The sequence below is a fragment of the Streptomyces bohaiensis genome (genome assembly GCF_012033785.1).
Lineage (GTDB): Bacteria > Actinomycetota > Actinomycetes > Streptomycetales > Streptomycetaceae > Streptomyces > Streptomyces bohaiensis.
The window spans coordinates 14,205-30,998 of sequence record NZ_JAAVJC010000033.1; the positions used below are offsets into that span (position 1 = coordinate 14,205).

Annotated in this window: 17 protein-coding genes; 11 read left to right on the forward strand and 6 right to left on the reverse strand. The window is 71.4% G+C overall.

The window, feature by feature from the left end; genetic code table 11:
* Positions 1 to 164 precede the first annotated feature (164 nt).
* Both HCN52_RS06795 and HCN52_RS06800 read left to right on the forward strand, forming a co-directional pair.
* Positions 165 to 887 carry a response regulator transcription factor gene (locus HCN52_RS06795; protein WP_312876580.1) on the forward strand — a complete coding sequence of 241 codons (723 nt, stop codon included), beginning with the start codon at positions 165 to 167 and terminating at the stop codon, positions 885 to 887.
* Positions 888 to 1,237: 350 nt separating this feature from the next.
* Positions 1,238 to 1,876, forward strand: coding sequence for a LysE family translocator (locus HCN52_RS06800; RefSeq protein WP_312876581.1), 639 nt, complete (start codon positions 1,238 to 1,240; stop codon positions 1,874 to 1,876).
* Between the two features lie 60 nt (positions 1,877 to 1,936).
* Here HCN52_RS06800 and HCN52_RS06805 read toward each other — a convergent pair whose 3' ends face one another.
* Positions 1,937 to 2,596, reverse strand: coding sequence for an MSMEG_1061 family FMN-dependent PPOX-type flavoprotein (locus HCN52_RS06805; protein ID WP_376767099.1), 660 nt, complete (start codon positions 2,594 to 2,596; stop codon positions 1,937 to 1,939).
* A gap of 371 nt (positions 2,597 to 2,967) precedes the next feature.
* Positions 2,968 to 3,507, reverse strand: a complete 540-nt coding sequence (locus tag HCN52_RS06810; protein ID WP_312876582.1) for a putative immunity protein — start codon at positions 3,505 to 3,507, stop codon at positions 2,968 to 2,970.
* A gap of 190 nt (positions 3,508 to 3,697) precedes the next feature.
* Between HCN52_RS06810 and HCN52_RS06815 the strand changes: the two genes are divergently transcribed.
* Entirely contained in the window at positions 3,698 to 4,225 is a 528-nt protein-coding gene (locus tag HCN52_RS06815) for a DUF6584 family protein (protein WP_168087448.1), read from the forward strand.
* A 103-nt stretch (positions 4,226 to 4,328) separates the two neighbouring features.
* Here HCN52_RS06815 and HCN52_RS06820 read toward each other — a convergent pair whose 3' ends face one another.
* Positions 4,329 to 4,751 (reverse strand): hypothetical protein, encoded by a 423-nt coding sequence (locus HCN52_RS06820; protein ID WP_168087449.1) that lies wholly within the window; start codon positions 4,749 to 4,751, stop codon positions 4,329 to 4,331.
* Positions 4,752 to 5,194: 443 nt separating this feature from the next.
* On the opposite strand from HCN52_RS06820, the gene HCN52_RS06830 reads away from it, so the two are divergent.
* Both HCN52_RS06830 and HCN52_RS06835 read left to right on the forward strand, forming a co-directional pair.
* Positions 5,195 to 6,034 carry a helix-turn-helix domain-containing protein gene (locus HCN52_RS06830; protein WP_245174923.1) on the forward strand — a complete coding sequence of 280 codons (840 nt, stop codon included), beginning with the start codon at positions 5,195 to 5,197 and terminating at the stop codon, positions 6,032 to 6,034.
* Entirely contained in the window at positions 6,031 to 6,243 is a 213-nt protein-coding gene (locus HCN52_RS06835; RefSeq protein WP_168087450.1) for a DUF397 domain-containing protein, read from the forward strand. Before HCN52_RS06830 ends, HCN52_RS06835 begins: the two co-directional genes overlap by 4 nt.
* 430 nt (positions 6,244 to 6,673) lie before the next feature.
* On the opposite strand, the gene HCN52_RS06840 is transcribed toward HCN52_RS06835, so the two are convergent.
* Positions 6,674 to 7,696: a LacI family DNA-binding transcriptional regulator gene (locus HCN52_RS06840; RefSeq protein WP_168087451.1), complete on the reverse strand. Its 1,023-nt coding sequence runs from the start codon at positions 7,694 to 7,696 to the stop codon at positions 6,674 to 6,676.
* Between the two features lie 184 nt (positions 7,697 to 7,880).
* Here HCN52_RS06840 and HCN52_RS25255 point away from each other — a divergent pair, with 184 nt between their 5' ends.
* From HCN52_RS25255 to HCN52_RS06865, 5 genes are read left to right on the forward strand one after another with little or no spacing between them, the layout of a single operon-like run.
* The gene (locus tag HCN52_RS25255) at positions 7,881 to 9,245 is read left to right on the forward strand and encodes an ABC transporter substrate-binding protein (protein WP_168087452.1); all 1,365 of its coding nucleotides are present in this window, start codon (positions 7,881 to 7,883) and stop codon (positions 9,243 to 9,245) included.
* Positions 9,246 to 9,285: 40 nt separating this feature from the next.
* Positions 9,286 to 10,194, forward strand: a complete 909-nt coding sequence (locus HCN52_RS25260; RefSeq protein WP_168087453.1) for a carbohydrate ABC transporter permease — start codon at positions 9,286 to 9,288, stop codon at positions 10,192 to 10,194.
* Entirely contained in the window at positions 10,191 to 11,015 is an 825-nt protein-coding gene (locus tag HCN52_RS06855) for a carbohydrate ABC transporter permease (RefSeq protein ID WP_168087454.1), read from the forward strand. The genes HCN52_RS25260 and HCN52_RS06855 overlap by 4 nt, the downstream gene beginning before the upstream one ends.
* 58 nt (positions 11,016 to 11,073) lie before the next feature.
* Entirely contained in the window at positions 11,074 to 12,066 is a 993-nt protein-coding gene (locus HCN52_RS06860) for a glycoside hydrolase family protein (protein WP_168087455.1), read from the forward strand.
* A complete protein-coding gene (locus HCN52_RS06865) occupies positions 12,063 to 13,229 on the forward strand; it encodes a serine hydrolase domain-containing protein (RefSeq protein ID WP_168087456.1) in 1,167 nt (388 codons plus the stop codon). Before HCN52_RS06860 ends, HCN52_RS06865 begins: the two co-directional genes overlap by 4 nt.
* Positions 13,230 to 13,637: 408 nt before the next feature.
* Here HCN52_RS06865 and HCN52_RS06870 read toward each other — a convergent pair whose 3' ends face one another.
* Positions 13,638 to 14,609, reverse strand: a complete 972-nt coding sequence (locus HCN52_RS06870; RefSeq protein ID WP_312876583.1) for an AraC family transcriptional regulator — start codon at positions 14,607 to 14,609, stop codon at positions 13,638 to 13,640.
* A 332-nt stretch (positions 14,610 to 14,941) separates the two neighbouring features.
* Positions 14,942 to 15,262 (reverse strand): STAS domain-containing protein, encoded by a 321-nt coding sequence (locus HCN52_RS06875; protein WP_168087457.1) that lies wholly within the window; start codon positions 15,260 to 15,262, stop codon positions 14,942 to 14,944.
* 294 nt (positions 15,263 to 15,556) lie between these two features.
* Here HCN52_RS06875 and HCN52_RS06880 point away from each other — a divergent pair, with 294 nt between their 5' ends.
* Complete coding sequence (locus HCN52_RS06880; protein WP_168087458.1) at positions 15,557 to 16,732, forward strand: sensor histidine kinase; 1,176 nt, start codon at positions 15,557 to 15,559, stop codon at positions 16,730 to 16,732.
* The last annotated feature ends 62 nt before the right edge of the window (positions 16,733 to 16,794 follow it).

The following is a 16,794-nucleotide window of genomic DNA, read 5'->3' on the forward strand; positions in this document are numbered from 1 at the left end:
ACGGGCTGGTACTCCTTACAGGCTAGGTCGAAAGGACCAGTTCCCCTTATGTGCGTGGTGCTTGAACATGGCGAAAAGAGGAGCGCTACGGGCCCGGGGAATAGGAGAAAATGAGGAGCTGTTCAACTCCGAGCATGTGCCGCGCTCGCGATGCAGGGGGACTCGTGTCAGAGGCTCGATCCGACCAGAATCCGACGTCGGACGACGTGACCGAAGGCGGGGCACCGGAACCGACCCGTGTCTTCCTCATCGACGACTCCAGTCTGGTGCACGCCGGGCTGGCATACGTACTGCGCGGCTACCCCGATCTCGTCCTCGTCGGCAGCGCCCGGGACAGCCCGACGGCGCTCGACGCCATGCTCGACGCGTCCCTGGACGTGCTCGTCGTCAACACCGCTTGCCGGTCCATCGACGTCGTGCAGCTGATGCATCGGGCCGTCCACCACTCCGACGCGGGCGTGTCACGCATGCTGCTGCTGACCAACGACCCCGACACGCCCCTGTATCCGGAGGCGGACAAGCTGGGGGCCGGCGGGGTGATCCTCGCCTGTGAGGCGCCGGAGTTCCTGGTGTCCGCCATCAGGCTCGTCGCCGGCGGCTACCGGGTCGGGGTGCCCCACAAAAGCGAGGCCAACCGGGCGACGCCCCGCAGGCCGTCCGTGCGCAACAGCGCACTCGACCTGCTCACACTCCGGGAACGCCAGGTCCTCACGCTCCTGGCTCGCGGTATGAGGAACGCCGAGATCGCCGGTGAGCTGGTGGTCAGCGAGAGCACGGTCAAGACACACGTACAGAACCTGCTGATCAAGCTCGGTCTCCGCAACCGGGCCAGCGCGGTCGCGGTCGCGTACGAGTCGGGCATCACCCGCGCTCAGTGGTCGGGTTGAGAACACCGCCCGCGCCCCGCCGGACGATGCGTCGTCACCTGGGCCCGGCACCCGAGGAAACACGTGTCGCATTCTGATCGTGATGGTGTCCCACGGCCTCTGCCATGGGGGCCTGCGGACGCGGCGGCGGGGAGCGTAGTCGCTGTCGGTGCGATGATCGACAACGGCGATATCGAGGTTCACGCCGTTCACCACCGCTCCGCCCGTGAATCACCAGAGTGAAACCGTCCCTCGAACGGACACACCCCTCATCGCGCTCGCCGACCTCGGCAGAACTGAAGGAGTGGTGTCCGATACGGAGGGTTCGACGAAGCGCCGGAGGCTGGAACAGTGCGGCGTACTCTGCTCTGGTGATTGCCTTTGAGCGTCTGACTGTCTTTCTGACCGTGGTTGCCGTGCTGATCGCCGTGCCGGGGCCGAGTGTTCTTTTCGTGGTGAGCAGAGGCGTGTCGCTGGGGCGGCGGGCCGCCGTGTCGACGGCGCTGGGGAACGAGGCGGGGCTCCTTGTCCAGGTGGTGCTGGTGGCGTTCGGGCTGGGGGAGGTGCTGAACCGTTCCTATCTGGTGTTCTCGGTCATCAAGTTCGCCGGTGCTCTGTATCTCGTCTATCTCGGGGTCCAGGCATGGCGGCACCGCAAGCTCTTGGCCGTGACGGAGCAGCAGGACGGGGCGGAGACGGGGCGGCCCGGGCGCGTGTTCCGGGAGGGGTTCATCGTCGGCGTGAGCAATCCCAAGGGGCTGCTGATCTTCGGTGCGGTCCTCCCGCAGTTCGTCGACGCCTCGGCGGGGAACGCGCGCATGCAGCTGCTCCTGCTGGGGCTGATCTGCGTGCTGCTCGCGCTGATGTCCGACGCCACCTGGGGCATCCTCGCCGGCACCGCCCGCACCTGGTTCGCCCGATCCCCGGGCCGGCTGTCGTGGATCGGCGGGGCATCGGGGGTGGTGATGGTCGGCCTGGGCGCCCAGCTGGCATTGAGTGGACGTGATTGAGCGACGACGAGCCTGATGTGCGGCGCCCAGCGGTCCGCCGCCCAGGCAGCCGAGCCGTGATCACTCGTAACGCAGGCGAAGCGACTCCCGCTCGGCGTCTTCGATCTGGGCGACGGTCAGGTCCGGCATGTTCAGCTGGGCCAGTGTCACCTCGGCGCTGGTCGGCTGGGCGTCCGCAGACGACCAGCGCTCGGGCTGCCAGGCGTTGGCCCGCATCAGCGACTTCGGGCAGTGCGGATAGACCTGCTCGACCTGTACGACAGTCGCCGTCACCGGCGGTTTTCCGACGGGGGTGAGTCGGTCGAGCAGCTCGGGACGTGCCGAGACACAGGCACGGCCATTGACGCGCAGCGTGTCGGGGCGGCCCGGAATGAGGAAGAGCAGGCCGACGCGTCCGGTCTGCAGGACGTTGTGCATGGTGTCGAGCCGCTTGTTGCCGGTCGCGTCGGGGATCACCACGGTCTGCTCGTCCAGCACCGAGACGAACCCGGCCGGGCCGCCGCGCGGCGAGACGTCCGTCCTGCCCTCGATGTCCGCGCTGCCGATGAACACCAGCGAGGAACATCCGATCAATGCCCGGGCCTCCTCCGTCAGCCGGTCGATCTCCTTGCGGAGCGAGTTCGGGTTCGGCTGCGCGTACAGCTGGCGCAGGTGGTCCGGGCTGGTGACGGCGTCAGCCCGGAGAGACTCGAAGAGTGACCCGGAGGCCCTGGCGGCGATCGTCATAGGGCCGACCCTAGAAGACCACCGGTGCAGCGCCTCCGGGCCATTGGGCAGTTCGGAAGCGAGCTCGCGCGGGCTCCGGGGCGGTCGACGGTCTCGATGGAGGAGATAAAGCATGCAGCGGCGAAGGCGCCTGTCGCGGCTTGAGTGTTCGGTCCCGAGGTTGGACCGGGTACGGGCTGTACGCGGCGACCTTCGTGCCGGAAGAACCCGCGCACGACGAATCGTGAGCGGGTTCTCATGGTGCTGTAGCCGATGTCCGCGGGGAACGGGCCGTCCTCTGCCGCCGTTCCTGACACCGATCGGCGGGGACGACGGCGCGGCGGCTGATCCCACGGCGGGTTGCCTGCCGTGAGCCCTCGGTGGGGTCAGGGGTGGGCGCGGCGGAGGGAGCTGTCGAGGAGGCTCATGAGGTGGGCGGTGCGGGTCCTGCCGGTGGGGGCGAGGGGGTAGCGGTTGAGGACGTCGATCACGGTCGGCGTGGCGCGCAGCCGGGCTTCCTCGATGAGGGCGAGTCCGACGGCGGGGTCGTCACCCGCCCGCAGCTCGCCCACCCGGGCCGCGTTCGCCGCGGCACGCAGGATGTGTCCGACCTGGGTGGCCTGGGCGATGGGGTGGAGGTAGGCGGCGGCCGCCGCATCGCCCGCCGCGCGTGCGGCCAGCTGCGCGGTCTCGGAGCCCGCCTCGCGGGCGGCGCGGTGCGCATCGAGTGAGCTGACCCGCTGGAGCTTCGTCCTGCGCTCGCCGTCGACGAAGGCGCGGGCGGCTCGGACGGCTGCCCGGGGTCGGGCGTCGTCCGGGTGCGCCGTTTCGAAGACCGGCAGTACGTCCTCCGCGCTCAGCAGGGCGAAGCCCGCCACTGCGCGCAGCTCGTCCATGGTCAGCTCGACATCCCCGGAGACCGTCACGCCCCGATTCTCACACCGACCCGACCCGACCCGACCCGACCCGCCCCGAGCTGGCGAAGCGCTGTCCGGTAACTGGCCCTTCCCGTCCCGTCCCGGTGAGGCTGAGCCGATGCCGTTGTGAGCGAGCGGGCGGGTGCTGAGCGGCGAAACCGGGTCGACGTGGGTCAGCGCCGTACCCGATCATGCGTTCATGCCCCTGAGAGAGACCCTTGCCCGGGTCGATGCCGATCTGGCCGCCGGCCGGGTTCCCCTCGCGCGCCAGCGTTTGCGCGGTCTCATCTCGTCCTTCCCGCACGACCTGACGCTCCGCCGGCGTCTGGCCGCGGTGTACAGGCTCTACGGCGACGCCGCCGAGGCTGGACGCTGGATGTTCCTCGAGGAGGACCGGAACGCCGACGAGACCGCCGCCTTCGAGGCGCGGTACGGGTCTCCCCGGCGTCGGATGAAGGCCCTCGCCTGGCGAGGGCCCGAGACGGAGGCCGCCACCGCTTTCGCGGAGGGGCAGCTGGTTGCGGTGAGAACCGCCTGCGCCGAGGAACTGGGGCGCCCTGTGCACTGGGACGACCCCGCCTCCTACCGGGACGATGCGGAAGGGGACTGTGAGGCGCCCTCCGGGCCGTGGACGGTCCGCGAAGTGCTGTCGTGTGTCGGGTGCTTGGTGGCGGTTCTCGTGTTCCTTGCGGTCTGGGTGAACGGACTCGTCGCCCTCTTCGGCTGACTCGGCTCACCGGGACCGGCACGGAGCGCCGCCCCGACCCGGTGCGCGGGATGCCGTCAGGGCCGCCTCGGACCACGGCCGACGGTCGGGCTCCCGTCGGGCGTCACCGCGGTGGCGGCCGCTCGGGGCGGAGGATGGGCCGGGCGGAGAGGGAGTAGAGGACCTCGACGTCCGAGGCGCCGCAGACGCGGTCCATGCCACGGGCGTTGGCGCTGATGCGGCGGCCGGCCGCCAGGGCGGCGCACTGCACGTCCCGGAAGGCGGCATCCCGGGTCCATTCGCGGAAGACGGTGGCGACCGATGCGGCGTACGCGGCCTCCGCGTCGGCGTTCGGCTCCTCGACCGATTCGAGGACTCCGGCGAGGCGTTCCGCTTCCCGGTGCAGCCAGGCGACGGCCTCCTCCGGGGTGTCGGCCCAGGTGCCCGAGAGATACCACTCGCCTCCGGCGTCGGGCGACCGCACTACGGTCTCCGCCCAGTAGCCGTCCACGCCGGGCGCGCGGTCCGAGTCGGGCGCGCGATTCACGTGGGGGCCACGGCGGGGGAAGTCCGGCCGCCGGGAGAGGCCGGGCGTCACAGCCGACGGGCCGGGGTCACCCGGGCAAGCGTGGTCGAATCCGGGCCTGGTCGATGCGCGCGGAGTGCGGGCCCCACCGGTGTGCACCGGCTGAGTGCACCGTGCGACAGAACGGTGACCGCTCATTGCCTGTCCAGCTCCTCGAAGTGGGTATCGATGCTGCGCCGCAGCTCAACTGCCATGCGACGCAGCGCTTGCAGCGAGGCCAGCGCTTCGGGAGAGGGCGATCCGGCGCCGAGGTCCGCGGAACCGCCCGGTTCACCTGCCTGCTCTGTGCAGCTATGGTCGCGTTCGAGGCACACGTCCGCTCCTTTCGTGAAAGCGCAGCGGCCGTTGTGGCGAGATTCGCTTACCACCGAGAAGTCTTCAACGTTGCGAAAGTGGAGGGCACGTTGGTTAATCGCAAGGAGCTGAATCCGGAGGCCGGTCCGGAAGCCGCCTACGGTGCGCGGTTACGGCGCGTGCGGGAACTGCGGGGATGGAAGCAGGACGCCTTGGCCGCAGAGATCGGCTATTCGGGCCGGCACATCTCCGCGGTGGAAACTGCTCGGAAGCCGCCGACCCGTCAGTTCTCCACGGCGGTGGACATCGCACTGAAGCTCGACGGGACGGCCGAGTCCTTCGTGCGGGAATGGGGGGAGATCCGGCACGGGGTGCTCCTCGAAGGCTTCCCGGAGTACCTGCACCACGAGGCGCGGGCCACCGAGGTCCGGCTGTTCGAGGTCGGGGTGATCCCGGGCGTGCTCCAGACCAGGGAGTACGCCACCGCCATCGAGGCGAACAGCGTCCGATGCGGGTCGATCACCGCCGATCAGGCGGCCGAGCGGGTCCAGTCCCTCACGGAACGCCAGGCAGCGTTGGAGCGCCACAACCCGCCGGTCGTGATCGCCGTGCTGGACGAGAGCTGCATCCGGCGGCCGGTCGGCGGGGCGGCGGTGATGGAAGCCCAGCTGGACCACCTGATCGCGTTCGCGGAACTGCCGCACACCGTCGTACAGATCGCGCCGTTCGCCATGGGGGAGCGGCGGCCCTTCAACCGGCTGGTGAATCTCCTGACGCTGCCGGACCGGGCGGTGATCTCCTACGTCGAATCCGAGACGCAGGGGTACCTGGACCGGGAATTGGCTTCCGTGGTGCCCCTGGTGAGGGCATACCATCGGCTGCAAGCCGAAGCGCTGTCGCAGGCAGCGTCGGTGGAGATGATCCACCAAGCTCGAAAGGGAGCCCCATGACGACCGGTTCTGTCACCCCCAACTGGGTCACGTCCTCCTACAGCGGCAACGGTGGTTCCTGCGTGGAGTGGGCCCCGAACGCCGCACGTGCGACCGGCAGCGTCCCGGTACGGGACTCCAAGAACACCGCCGGGCCGGTGATAGTGGTCCCGGCCGCCGCCTTCACCGCCTTCGTCACCGGGATCAAGAGCCACGAACTCAACGGCTGACGCGTCGGGTTCGAACAGCCCTCATCGGTCAGCGGCGAAGGCTTGCTTGCAGCGACGCGCCGGTGCCCGCAGCACTACCGGAGGGTCGCTGCACAAGAGCCGGTCCACAGCGGCGGCCCGGGCGCCCTGGCCTGCATCTTGGTGGTGAACCTGAGCGGGTTCGTAGGTTCTTGATCGTCTTGGCGCGTTCGGCTGCCTTGCCGACGTTGCGGTGTCTGGCGGGCGGGGTGCTTGTTCTTCGATCCGGCGGGTCGTCTTGGTCCTGGTCGTGAGGGTTTCAGCGCGGCTGCCGGACGGGCTGTGGTCTGCCGGACGTTGCGAAACCCCCGCCGTGCTCGGGCCGGGGTGAGGCGGCGGAGTCTCTGAGGTGACCCGGTGCGGCTGAGGCGGCGCTGGGCGCCGCCCGGTGCTCCTCGCGCCGGGTGGACGGTCACCGGGGCGCTGCTATGGAGCCGCGTGTGACGACCGGCATGGGGAGGAGCACCTCGCTCCGTGGGGCGCTGCCGAGCAGGAGCTCGACGGCGCGCCGTCCCATCGCGAGGTGCGGCAGCGCGATCGTGGTCAGGCCCGGACGTAGGTAGGCGGCGATCTCGTCGTCGTCGAAGGAGACCACCGACACGTCCTGCGGTACGCGGAGCCCGTGTTCGGCGAGCGCCTGGTAGGCGCCGAAGGCCAGCCGGTCGTTGAGGCACAGCAGTGCCCGTACACCGGGGTCGCGACGCAGGAGCGCGTCCGTGATCGTGTAGCCGTTGTGCGGTTCCCATTCCCACGTGGACGCCTCCGCGGTGAAGGCCAGCCGGTGTTCGGCCATCGCGACTCGGATGCCCGCGACGCGGCGGGCCACCGTGCTGGAGCGGAAGAGCCCGTGCTCGGCGTCGTCGCTCTGCCCGACCAGCGCTATCCCCTGTGCGTGGCCCGCTTCGGCGAGCAGCCCGACGGCCGTCCTGCCGCCGAGGTCCTCGTCGGGGAGCACGGCCGTGGGATGGCGGGTGCTGGTGGCGTTGAGCATGATCGCGGCGGTGCCGTCCGGCAGCTCGGGGACGACGAGTTCACGGGCTCGGACGGTGGCGAAGATGATCCCGTCGACCTGCCGGTCCAGCAGGGCTGCGATCGCCTCGGACTCGCGCTTGGGGTCGCCCCCGGTCTCGGCGACGAGGACGACGTGCCCGGCTTGGCGGGCGGCGTCCAGGGCGCCCTGGATGAGCCCTCCGGCGAAGCGTGTGGTGGCGACCGAGTCGGAGACGAAGCCGATGGTGTGGGTGGTGTCGGTGCGTAGTCCGCGGGCGGCGACGTTGGGCCGGTAGCCGAGCTCCGCGGCGGCGGTGTGCACCCGCTCGTGCGCCTCCTTCGACAGGCGGGTGTCGGGCCTGCCGTTGAGGATCATGGACGCCGCGGTGGTGGACAGGCCCGCCCGGCGGGCCACGTCCGCGAGTGTGACGCGCTTCCGTGGCATCCGGTGCCCCCGTACCTGTCTGCGAACAGCCGCGTTACCCCTCTTGACGGGAGCATGCGTGTGACGTGATCCTAGCACGCAAGCTAAATCCTTTTAGCAATGGAGCTAAGCGGGGCCCGGGCAGCGCATCGCCGAGCGGAGAGCAGGCGGTCGCGGGACGTGGGCACCTCGGCAAGGAGTCGACATGGCAGACATTGACGGCGCGCGCCGCCGGACGAAGCGGGTCTCGGCCGCCCTGGCGGCGGCGGTCACCGCCGGTTCGATGCTCGCGTCCTGTGCACCGGGCAGCGGTGCGGGCGGCGCGTCGGACACCCCGGAACCCGCGGAGGTCAGTACCGAACTGACCACGGAGGACGTGACGCTGACCATCGCCGACGAGACCGGGTTCCCGCTCACGGACGAACTGACCGCGGAGTTCACCCGCCAGCACCCGAACATCACCTTCGACATCAACCGCGACACCTTCCAGAACCTCACGGCCAACGCCCCGCGCCTGCTGGCAAGTGACAACCCGCCGGACCTCATCCGGCTGCCGACCATCGGTGAGACCGTCAAGGACGGCCTGCTGGCCGATCTCGACCCCTACTACGAGGCGTACGGCTGGGACGCCTGGCCCGACGCGCAGCTCGAACCGCTGCGCATGAGCGAGGACGGCGTGCGCGGTTCCGGGTCGCTCTACCAACTCGGCCTCGGCTACAGCGTGACCGGTGTCTACATGAACCTGGAGCTCGCCGCGGAGCTGGGCATCGACGGCCCACCGCAGACCATGGCGGAGCTGGAGGAGGACCTGGCCACCGCCGAGGCCGCGGGCGTGCTCCCGATCGTGGCGGGCGACAAGGACGGCGTGGTCAACTTCGTCGTCCAGGCCGCGATGAACCAGTACGCCGACCAGGACGAGTTCCTGTCCTGGATGTACAACGAACCGGGCGCGCGCTACGACACCGACGGCAACGTCCAGGGCGCGGAGCTGATCCAGGAGTGGGCCGACGCCGGGTACTTCCCCGAGGACATCAACTCGCTCGACTACTTCGCGTTCGTCAGCCGCTTCACCGAAGGAGGTGGCCTGTTCACCTTCAACGGCAACTGGGAGGCCGCCACCTACCAGAAGGCGCTCGGCGAGGACGTCTCCTTCTTCCTGGTGCCGCCGCTGAAGGAGGGCGACGGCCATGTCGCGATGGGCGCGGCCAACTCCTTCTCGGTGGCCGCGAAATCCCCGCACAAGGACGAGATCGTCTACTTCCTGGACTGGGTGCACACCGACGAGGAGGCGCGCCAGATCGTGCTGGACGTCTCCGGCGCGTCGGCCGGCGGCGACCCCGACCTGCCCCTGCCGGACGCCGAGCCCGGCTCGCTGGCGGAGGCTGCTCTGGAGATGTCGGCGCAGATCGGGCGGGAGAACGGCCAGGTGGACTTCATGGCCAACACGACCGCGGGGATCTACTCCGGCTCGATCATCCCGGAGTCCCAGCTCCTGGTCACCGGCCGGATCACCGGCGAGGAGTTCGTCCAGCGGGTGCAGGCCTTCTACGAGAAGGAGGTCGGGGAGTGATGGCGGCGCGCCTCTCACCGAAGGGGCCGGGGGGCAGGGCGTGACCGTCACCCCGCCTCCCCGCCGCCTCCCCGGCCGCCGCCCGGCCGGGGCGGCTCGCGGCTGGCTGCTGCTGCTTCCCGCCCTCGGCGCCTATGTCGGCTTCGTGGTCTGGCCGCTCGGTATGGGCGTCCAGTACTCGTTCTACGACTGGAACGGGGTCGGCCAGGCCACCTGGGTGGGCCTCGAGAACTACGTCACCGTCTTCAGCGACCCCGAGCTGCGCGGTGCCATCGGCAACGCCTTCGTGCTGCTGCTCTTCTTCACCGTCATCCCCGTCGGCACCGGGCTGGTGCTGGCCACCTTGATCCGCTCGCTGCGCTCGGGCGCGTTCTCCCGGGCGTCGCAGACCATCCTCTTCCTTCCCCAGGTGGTCCCGTTGGCTGCGGCGGGCATCGCGTGGTCGTGGATGTACGCCCAGACGGGAGCGGTGAACGAGGTCCTCAGTGCCGTCGGCCTGGGCGGTCTCACCCGGCCCTGGCTCGCCGACTACGACACCGCGCTGCCGGCGGTCGGGCTGATCGGCTCGTGGGTGCTCACCGGTCTGTGCACGGTCCTCCTGCTCACCGGCATCAGCAAGATCGACCGATCACTGTACGAGGCCGCCCGCATCGACGGGGCCGGGTGGTGGCGGGAGTTCTTCACCATCACGCTGCCGGGGCTGCGGCAGGAGATCGCCGTACTGGTCACCCTCAGCGTGATCGCCGCGCTGAGCACGTTCGACATCATCTACACCTCCACCCAGGGCGGCCCCGGCCGCTCCACCCTCGTCCCCGGAATCTCCATCTACCGCATCGGCTTCACCCAGAGCGACGTCGGTCTCGCCTCCGCGTTCGGAATCGTGCTCATGGTCCTTGTCATCGCCTGCATCCTGCCCATCCAGCGTCTCGCCCGGGCAGGTGAACGATGAGGACCGGCCCGCTGGAGCGGTGGTCCGGCCGTGCGCTGCTGGCCGCGGCCCTGGTGCTGACCGTGCTGCCCCTCATCACCATGGTCTCCGCCGCGTTGCAACCCGCCGACGTGAACCCCACGGGCCTCGCCTGGCCCACCGACCCCCAGTGGGGCAACTTCGTCACGGCCTTCGAGACCGGCCACGTCGGTCGGCTCATGACCTCCAGCCTGCTGATCGTCGCCGTCGTGGTCCCGGTCAGTCTCCTCGCAGCCACCCTCGCGGGTTACGCACTGGGCGTGCTGCGGGTGCGCGGGGGCGGGGCTGTACTGATCTTCCTCGTCCTGGGCCTGACGATCCCCTTCGAATCGCTGATCATCCCGCTCTACTACCAAGCACAGACCCTCGGCACGCTCAACACTCGATGGGCCGTCATTCTGCCGCTCATCGGGCTCTTCATGCCCTTCGGCGTCTTCTGGATGCGCGCCCACTTCGTCAACGTCCCCCGGGAGCTGTCGGAGGCGGCCCGCGTCGACGGCGCCGGAGTGTGGCAGGAGTTCCGCCGCGTGCAACTGCCCCTCGCACTGCCCGCCCTCTCGGCGCTGGCGATTCTGTACTTCCTGTGGACGTGGAACCAGTTCCTGCTGCCGGTGGTGCTCATCGACAACCCCCTGGAGCGGACGGCAGCCGGTGCGCTGACCTTCTTCCAGGGCCAGTACTCCCTCAGCATCCCGTTGCTGAACGCGGGAGCGCTGATCGTCATCATCCCGGTGATCATCGTCTTCCTCGTCTTCCAGCGGCAGTTCGTCCGCGCGCTGCTCTCCGGCGCGGTCAAGAGCTGACCCCCGCCCGCGGCCCGTCCTCCGGCCCCGGGCACTCGAACGAACGGAACGAGCACCTGTGAGCTTCGCCCTCGACGACCACTGGGTCTGGGACTTCTGGATCGCCGACACCGGCGAGCAGTACCACCTCTACTACCTGCACGCGCCACGTTCCCTGGGGAGCGAGCACCTCCGGCACCGCAATGCCCGTATCGGCCACGCCGTCTCCACCGACCTCCACACCTGGGAGGACCTCGGCCCGGTCCTCGGGCCGGGCGGCCCGGGGGCGCACGACGAGAGCGCCACCTGGACCGGGTGCGTGGTTCCGGGGCCGGACGGCCGCTGGCGGATGTTCTACACCGGCGCCAGATTCACGTCGGCCGACAGCGCGACCAACATCGAGACCATCGGCGTCGCCGTCTCCGACGACCTGCACACCTGGGTGAAGGTGCCCGGCGCCACCGTGGCCGCGGACCCCCGGTACTACGAGACGCTGCCCGACCGGACCTGGCGCGAGGAGGCCTGGCGGGACCCCTGGGTGCACGGCACCCCCGGCGGCAGCGGCTGGCACATGCTGATCACCGCCAGGGCTTCCGGAACCGACCCGTTGGCGAGCGGGGACCCGCTGGACCGCGGGGTCCTCGGCCACGCCACCTCGCCCGACCTCCTCCACTGGACGGTGCGGCCCGCGCTCAGCCGGCCCGGCGCGGGCTTCGCGCACATCGAGGTGCCGCAGCGGATCACCCTCGACGGCCGGCACGCCGTGCTCTTCTCCTGCGACACCGCGCACCTGGCGGGAGAGCGCCGTGCGCGCGGTGAGCGGGGCGGGATCTGGGCCGTGCCGGTCGAGGAGCCCACCGGGCCCGTCCCGGTGGAGAAGGCCACCCTCCTGACGGGGGAGGAGCTCTACAGCGGGCGCGCCGTCCGTGCCCCGGGTGGAGGCTGGGCCCTGCTCGCCTTCGAGAACGTCGGCCCGGACGGTGATTTCACCGGCCGCATCGCCGACCCGCGGCCACTCGCCTGGGGACCCGACGGCCAACTGCGGGTCGCCGACGTCCGGGAGGCGCGATGACCGAGATCCACGGCACGACCGCGCCCGGGTACGAGCCGGTACGCCAGGCGTTCACCGCCACCTTCGCCGGTCGCCCCCGCATGGGGGCCGCTCTCACGGTGCGGCGCCATGGCGACGTGGTGGCCGATCTGTGGGGAGGCCTGGCGGACCACCGCTCCGGTCGCCCCTGGCGTGAGGACACGACCAGCGTGATCTTCTCCTGCACCAAGGGCCTCATGGCCGTGCTGGCAGCACGCTTCGCCGAACGGGGGGAGCTCGACTACCTGGAACCGGTCGCCTCCTACTGGCCCGAGTTCGCGCAGCGCGGCAAGGAGAAGATCCTGGTCCGTGACGTCCTCGCCCACCGCTCCGGCCTGTCCGCGCTCCGGCGCCCGCTGTCGCCGCCCGACGTACTGAACTGGGAGACCGTCACCACGGCGCTGGCCGAGCAGGCAGTGCTCTGGGAGCCCGGCACCGGCTACGCGTACCACGCTCTCACGCACGGTTGGCTCGTCGGTGAGGTGCTGCGCCGGATCAGCGGACGGCCGGTCAGCGAGCTGTTCGCCGAGGAGCTCGCCCGGCCGCTCGGTGCGGATGCCTGGATCGGATCGCCCCGCAGTCAGGACCACCGGGTCGCGCATCTGTGGGCCGGTGACTCGCTCACCGCGCACGTCGCCGGGCAGCGGGCGGCGCGGACACCGGGAGTGCCGGACTGGCCTGATCTCGCCATGACCCTCGGCGGTGCCTTCCCCTCCGAACTCGTCTCCCCGGACGAGGGATTCAACTCCCCGCGCGTGCGCGCGGCGGAGATACCCGGTGCGGGCGGTGTGGCCACCGCCCGTGCCCTGGCCGCGTTCTGGTCGGCGGCGGTGACGGAGACCGAGGGGGTGCGGCTGCTGAGCGAGCGGATCCTGCGGCAGGCGCTGGCGGTCCAGACCGAGGGTGAGCCCGTCTTCCCCGCCCCGCCACCCTGGCCGCGCTGGGGGATGGGTTTCCAACTCGACTCCGGGGCTCGGCGCTACCTGACCCCGGACGGGTTCGGGCACGACGGGGCGGGCGGGCAGGTCGCCTTCGCCGAGCCGGGTCTGAAGATCGGGTTCGCGTTCCTCACCAACCAGATGGAGGCGGAGGACGACCGCGCGACCACAGTGGTCGACGCCCTGCGGGAGTGTGTGGCGGGATGAGGCGGTGACGTCCGTCGTCCGGCCGTGCTGCGTCCCGCCCGGAGGCAGCCCTGCCCGCGGGGCGTCACGGGGGTCCGACGCGCGGTGGTGACACAGCGCGACGGCCCTGCCGGCGTGGTGCGGGGAGGGTGCCGCCGCGCCGGCAAGGTGGCGCGGTCAGGCCCCCGGCAGCGCCTGCCGGAGCTGTTCCGCGAGGTCGCGGTGGACCGCGAGCCGGTCGAGGCCCTTGCCGGGAGAGTCGGCGACGTCCGGCACCCGGGCTCGGGAGCCCCGGCCACAAGCGGTGACAGCGATGGCAGTGGCCGCGGCCACGGAGCCGGACAGCCCCTTCCGAGGGGTGGCGCGTCCAGCCACGCTGGCCGCCCCCCTCGGGCGTGCCCCGCCCCGGCGCGCCCCGCCCACGGGGGCTCAGCCGGCGGCGGCCGGCTGGGCGTCCTCGCCGTACAGGGTCGTGGACGGGGGCACGCCGTAGACGGAGCGGTAGAGGGCGGCGAAGCGGCCCGGGTGGGGGAAGCCCCACTCCGCCGCGACCGACGTGACGCTGACGAGGCCCGGGCCGCCGGCCCGCAGCGCGTCATGGGCGCCCGCCAGGCGCACCCGCCGCAGGTACCCCAGCGGGGTCGTCCCCGCGTGGCGGCTGAACGCGTACTGCGCGGCGCGCGGGGTGACGAACGAGGCTGCCGCGATCTCCGCGAGGCCGATGTCCCGGTGCGCGTTCTCGTCGATGAACACCATCGCCCGCCGCAGGGTCTCGCTGTGGGCGTCCCGGCTGTCGAGTCGCTGCGGTGCCTCCTCGGTCGCCGTGTTCGGCAGCGACGCCAGGGTGACCGCCGCGAGGTGCCGCGCCGCCGTGGCGACGACGAGGTCGTTGTCCTCGGCTGCGCTGAGGACGTGGTCCCGCACGTAGGCGAGCCCGGCACCGAGCCGGCGGTTCGCCTCCGCGCTGATCGTCCGGTTGCCGGTGAGACGGACCGGGCCCTGCGCTCCGGCGCCGAGCTCCGCGACCTGGGTCAGCAGCGCCGGGTCGAACATGGCGACGGTGTAGCGGGCCGCCCGGACCTCGCCGGTGTACGGCTCGTCCGGCTGCGTGATGAGGAAGGTCTCCCCGGGGCCGTACACCTCGTTCCGCCCGTTGGTGGTGTCGACCAGGCTGCCGGAGTGGATGGTCAGCAGGGTGACCTTGTTCAGGACTCCCGCGTCGTACGCCATGGTGTAGCCGAGCGACAGCTCGTCCACGCTGAGGCCGCGTGCGGCGGAGCGGACGACCCGCGCCCGGGTGTCGTGCGGGCTGCCCTCGATCCGCATCGGCGTGTACGCCCGGGACATGAAGGCCTCGGTCGCCGCCAGGTCGTCGCTGTCGAAGCGCAGGGTCTCCACCACGATGTTCCTCCGAATCTTCCTCGCACAGCGCGCCTGCCCGGACCGCCGGGCCGTACGCCTGTCCGGCAGGGGAGGGCGTCCCGCCGACCCTACGCCTGATCCCTTCGACGCAACCGGCGTAAAGGTCAGTGAACGTCGTGTATCGGACAGGTGTGGATCGGGGCACAACGGGAGGTGTCGCCCCACTGTGGTGGGCTGCCGGGCCTTCATCGCAGCGGTCGCGGCGGGGCGGACGGAGGGTGGTTTCCGGTCGTGCGCCCACATGCGAAGACCCCGCTCCGGCGCCGGCTTCGGGCGCGGGAACGGGGTCGTGGTGCGGGTGCGTCGCCGGTTCAGGCGTCGTCCGTCGACCCGTCTTCGTCGATCTCGAACAGCGGCAGGGTGCCGGTCAGTTCGAGCAGGCGGAACAGCTGATCCGGGAGTGGGCCGCGAAGCGTGAGCGGGCCGTTCTGTCGTAGTTGGAGGAGCAGGTTGACAGCGGTCGAGTCGGCGAAGGTGGTGTGCCGCACGTCGAGGACGAGCCGCGTCGCGCCTGCCGCCCTCAGTTCGGCGGCCCGCGCGCTGACGCCCGGAACGCTGTCCATGTCCAGTTCGCCGCTGAACGGCAGCCGGCCGACGTCTGTCGTCGAGCTGGCGGATGCTGGTAGTGACACAGTGCCTCCTGTCATGCAAGACCAGTTGGCACGGGGTTCGCGACCCCCTGCCCGATGCCCGGCCCGAAGTGGTGGGCCCGGCTCCCCGGTGTCCCGGCCGCTGGTGAGCGGCGGCAGGGCGGTACATGCCGGTGCGGTCTTGACCATTCAGCGTCCCCCGTGACGGGCGGGATCGGCAGCACCTCAGACGAACAGACCCGCGCCCCGCTGTCCGTAAACCGAAACCCGCCCCTGGCCACCGGCGGCCCCCGGGGCGGGCTCGCCCCCCGCCCGCCGTGGCGTAACGTCCCGGGCATGATCCGGTCCCTGCGTGCCCGTCTCCGCCTGCGCCACGCGCTGCTCGCCCCCGCGGTCGCGCTGGTGCTCCTGCTGCTCTTCCTGGAGGCCGCGAACCCCCCGGCGTGGGCGGTGCGTGTCGGCTACGTGGCCGCCGGGGCCGTGGTGCTGGCGGCGCTGCTGGTGCCGCGGTACCGGCTGACGCGCGTGGCGACCGCCGCGGTGGTCACCTCGGGCGTGGTGAGCCTGGTCGCGGGTGGCCTGCAGGACCGCGCGGAGAACACCCCCGGCATGACGGAGCTGCTCCTGCTGCTGTGTCTGGGGGTCCGCGTGGTGCGGCAGCTCCGGCCCGGCCGGGCGACGGGGCTGATGGCCGCGGTGGCGGCGGTGGTCGTGCTGATGCCGCTGCGGTTGCAGGACTGGGGCGACGGCAGGATCGAGATCCTGCTGGTGGCGCTGGTCCTCGTCATGCCGCTGGTGGTCGTGCTCGGGCTCTGCCTGCGGCTCTACGACGCGCTGCGCGCCCGGCAGCGGGAAGCGGTGCTCCAGGCGCAGCGGATCGAGTACTCCCGGGACCTCCACGACTTCGTCGCCCACCACGTCACCGCGATCGTCGCGCGCACCCGTGCCGCGCGGTACACCGCCGAGTCGCAGTCGCCGGAGGCCATCGACGCGATGCTCGCCGAGATCGAGGAGGCCGGTTCCCAGGCGCTGGGGTCGATGCGGGCCATGGTCTCCCATCTGCGGGACTCGGGCACACCCGCCGGCCCCGGCCCCGCCGAACTGTCCGCGCTGCGGGAACTCACGGAGGAGTTCTCCGCGTCCGGCGTACCGGCGACCCTGCACATCGGCAGCGGCCTCGGCCCCCGCGAGGTGTCGGCACGGACCGCGGGCGTCGCCCACCGCGTCGTCCGCGAGGCGCTGACCAACGCGCGGAAGTACGCGACGGGCGCCCGGCACGTCGGCGTCGCCGTCGACCGGGCCGCCGACTCCCCGAACCGCCTGGTGGTGGAGATCACCGACGACGGCGTCACGGCGGGCGGCGCGTCCGGCAGCGGCGGCGGTGGCGGGTTCGGGCTGATGGGGCTGACCGAGCGGGTCGCCGGAGTCGGGGGCACGCTGACCTCGGGCCCGCGGGAGCGGGGCGGCTGGCGGGTCCGCGCGGAGCTGCCGCTGCGCATCCGCGACCGCTGAGCTGCCGGCCGCCGCCGACCCGGCGTCCGGGCCGCGCGGGGTCGCGGCGGGGAGGCCGGGTC

Coding starts and splice junctions, on each gene's coding strand:
- HCN52_RS06815 (WP_168087448.1), top strand. CDS start 3,698: ATGCCCCTGAGAGAGACCCTTGCCCGGGTCGATGCCGATCTGGCCGCC.
- HCN52_RS06835 (WP_168087450.1), top strand. CDS start 6,031: ATGACGACCGGTTCTGTCACCCCCAACTGGGTCACGTCCTCCTACAGC.
- HCN52_RS06840 (WP_168087451.1), bottom strand. CDS start 7,696: ATGCCACGGAAGCGCGTCACACTCGCGGACGTGGCCCGCCGGGCGGGC.
- HCN52_RS25255 (WP_168087452.1), top strand. CDS start 7,881: ATGGCAGACATTGACGGCGCGCGCCGCCGGACGAAGCGGGTCTCGGCC.
- HCN52_RS06855 (WP_168087454.1), top strand. CDS start 10,191: ATGAGGACCGGCCCGCTGGAGCGGTGGTCCGGCCGTGCGCTGCTGGCC.
- HCN52_RS06865 (WP_168087456.1), top strand. CDS start 12,063: ATGACCGAGATCCACGGCACGACCGCGCCCGGGTACGAGCCGGTACGC.
- HCN52_RS06880 (WP_168087458.1), top strand. CDS start 15,557: ATGATCCGGTCCCTGCGTGCCCGTCTCCGCCTGCGCCACGCGCTGCTC.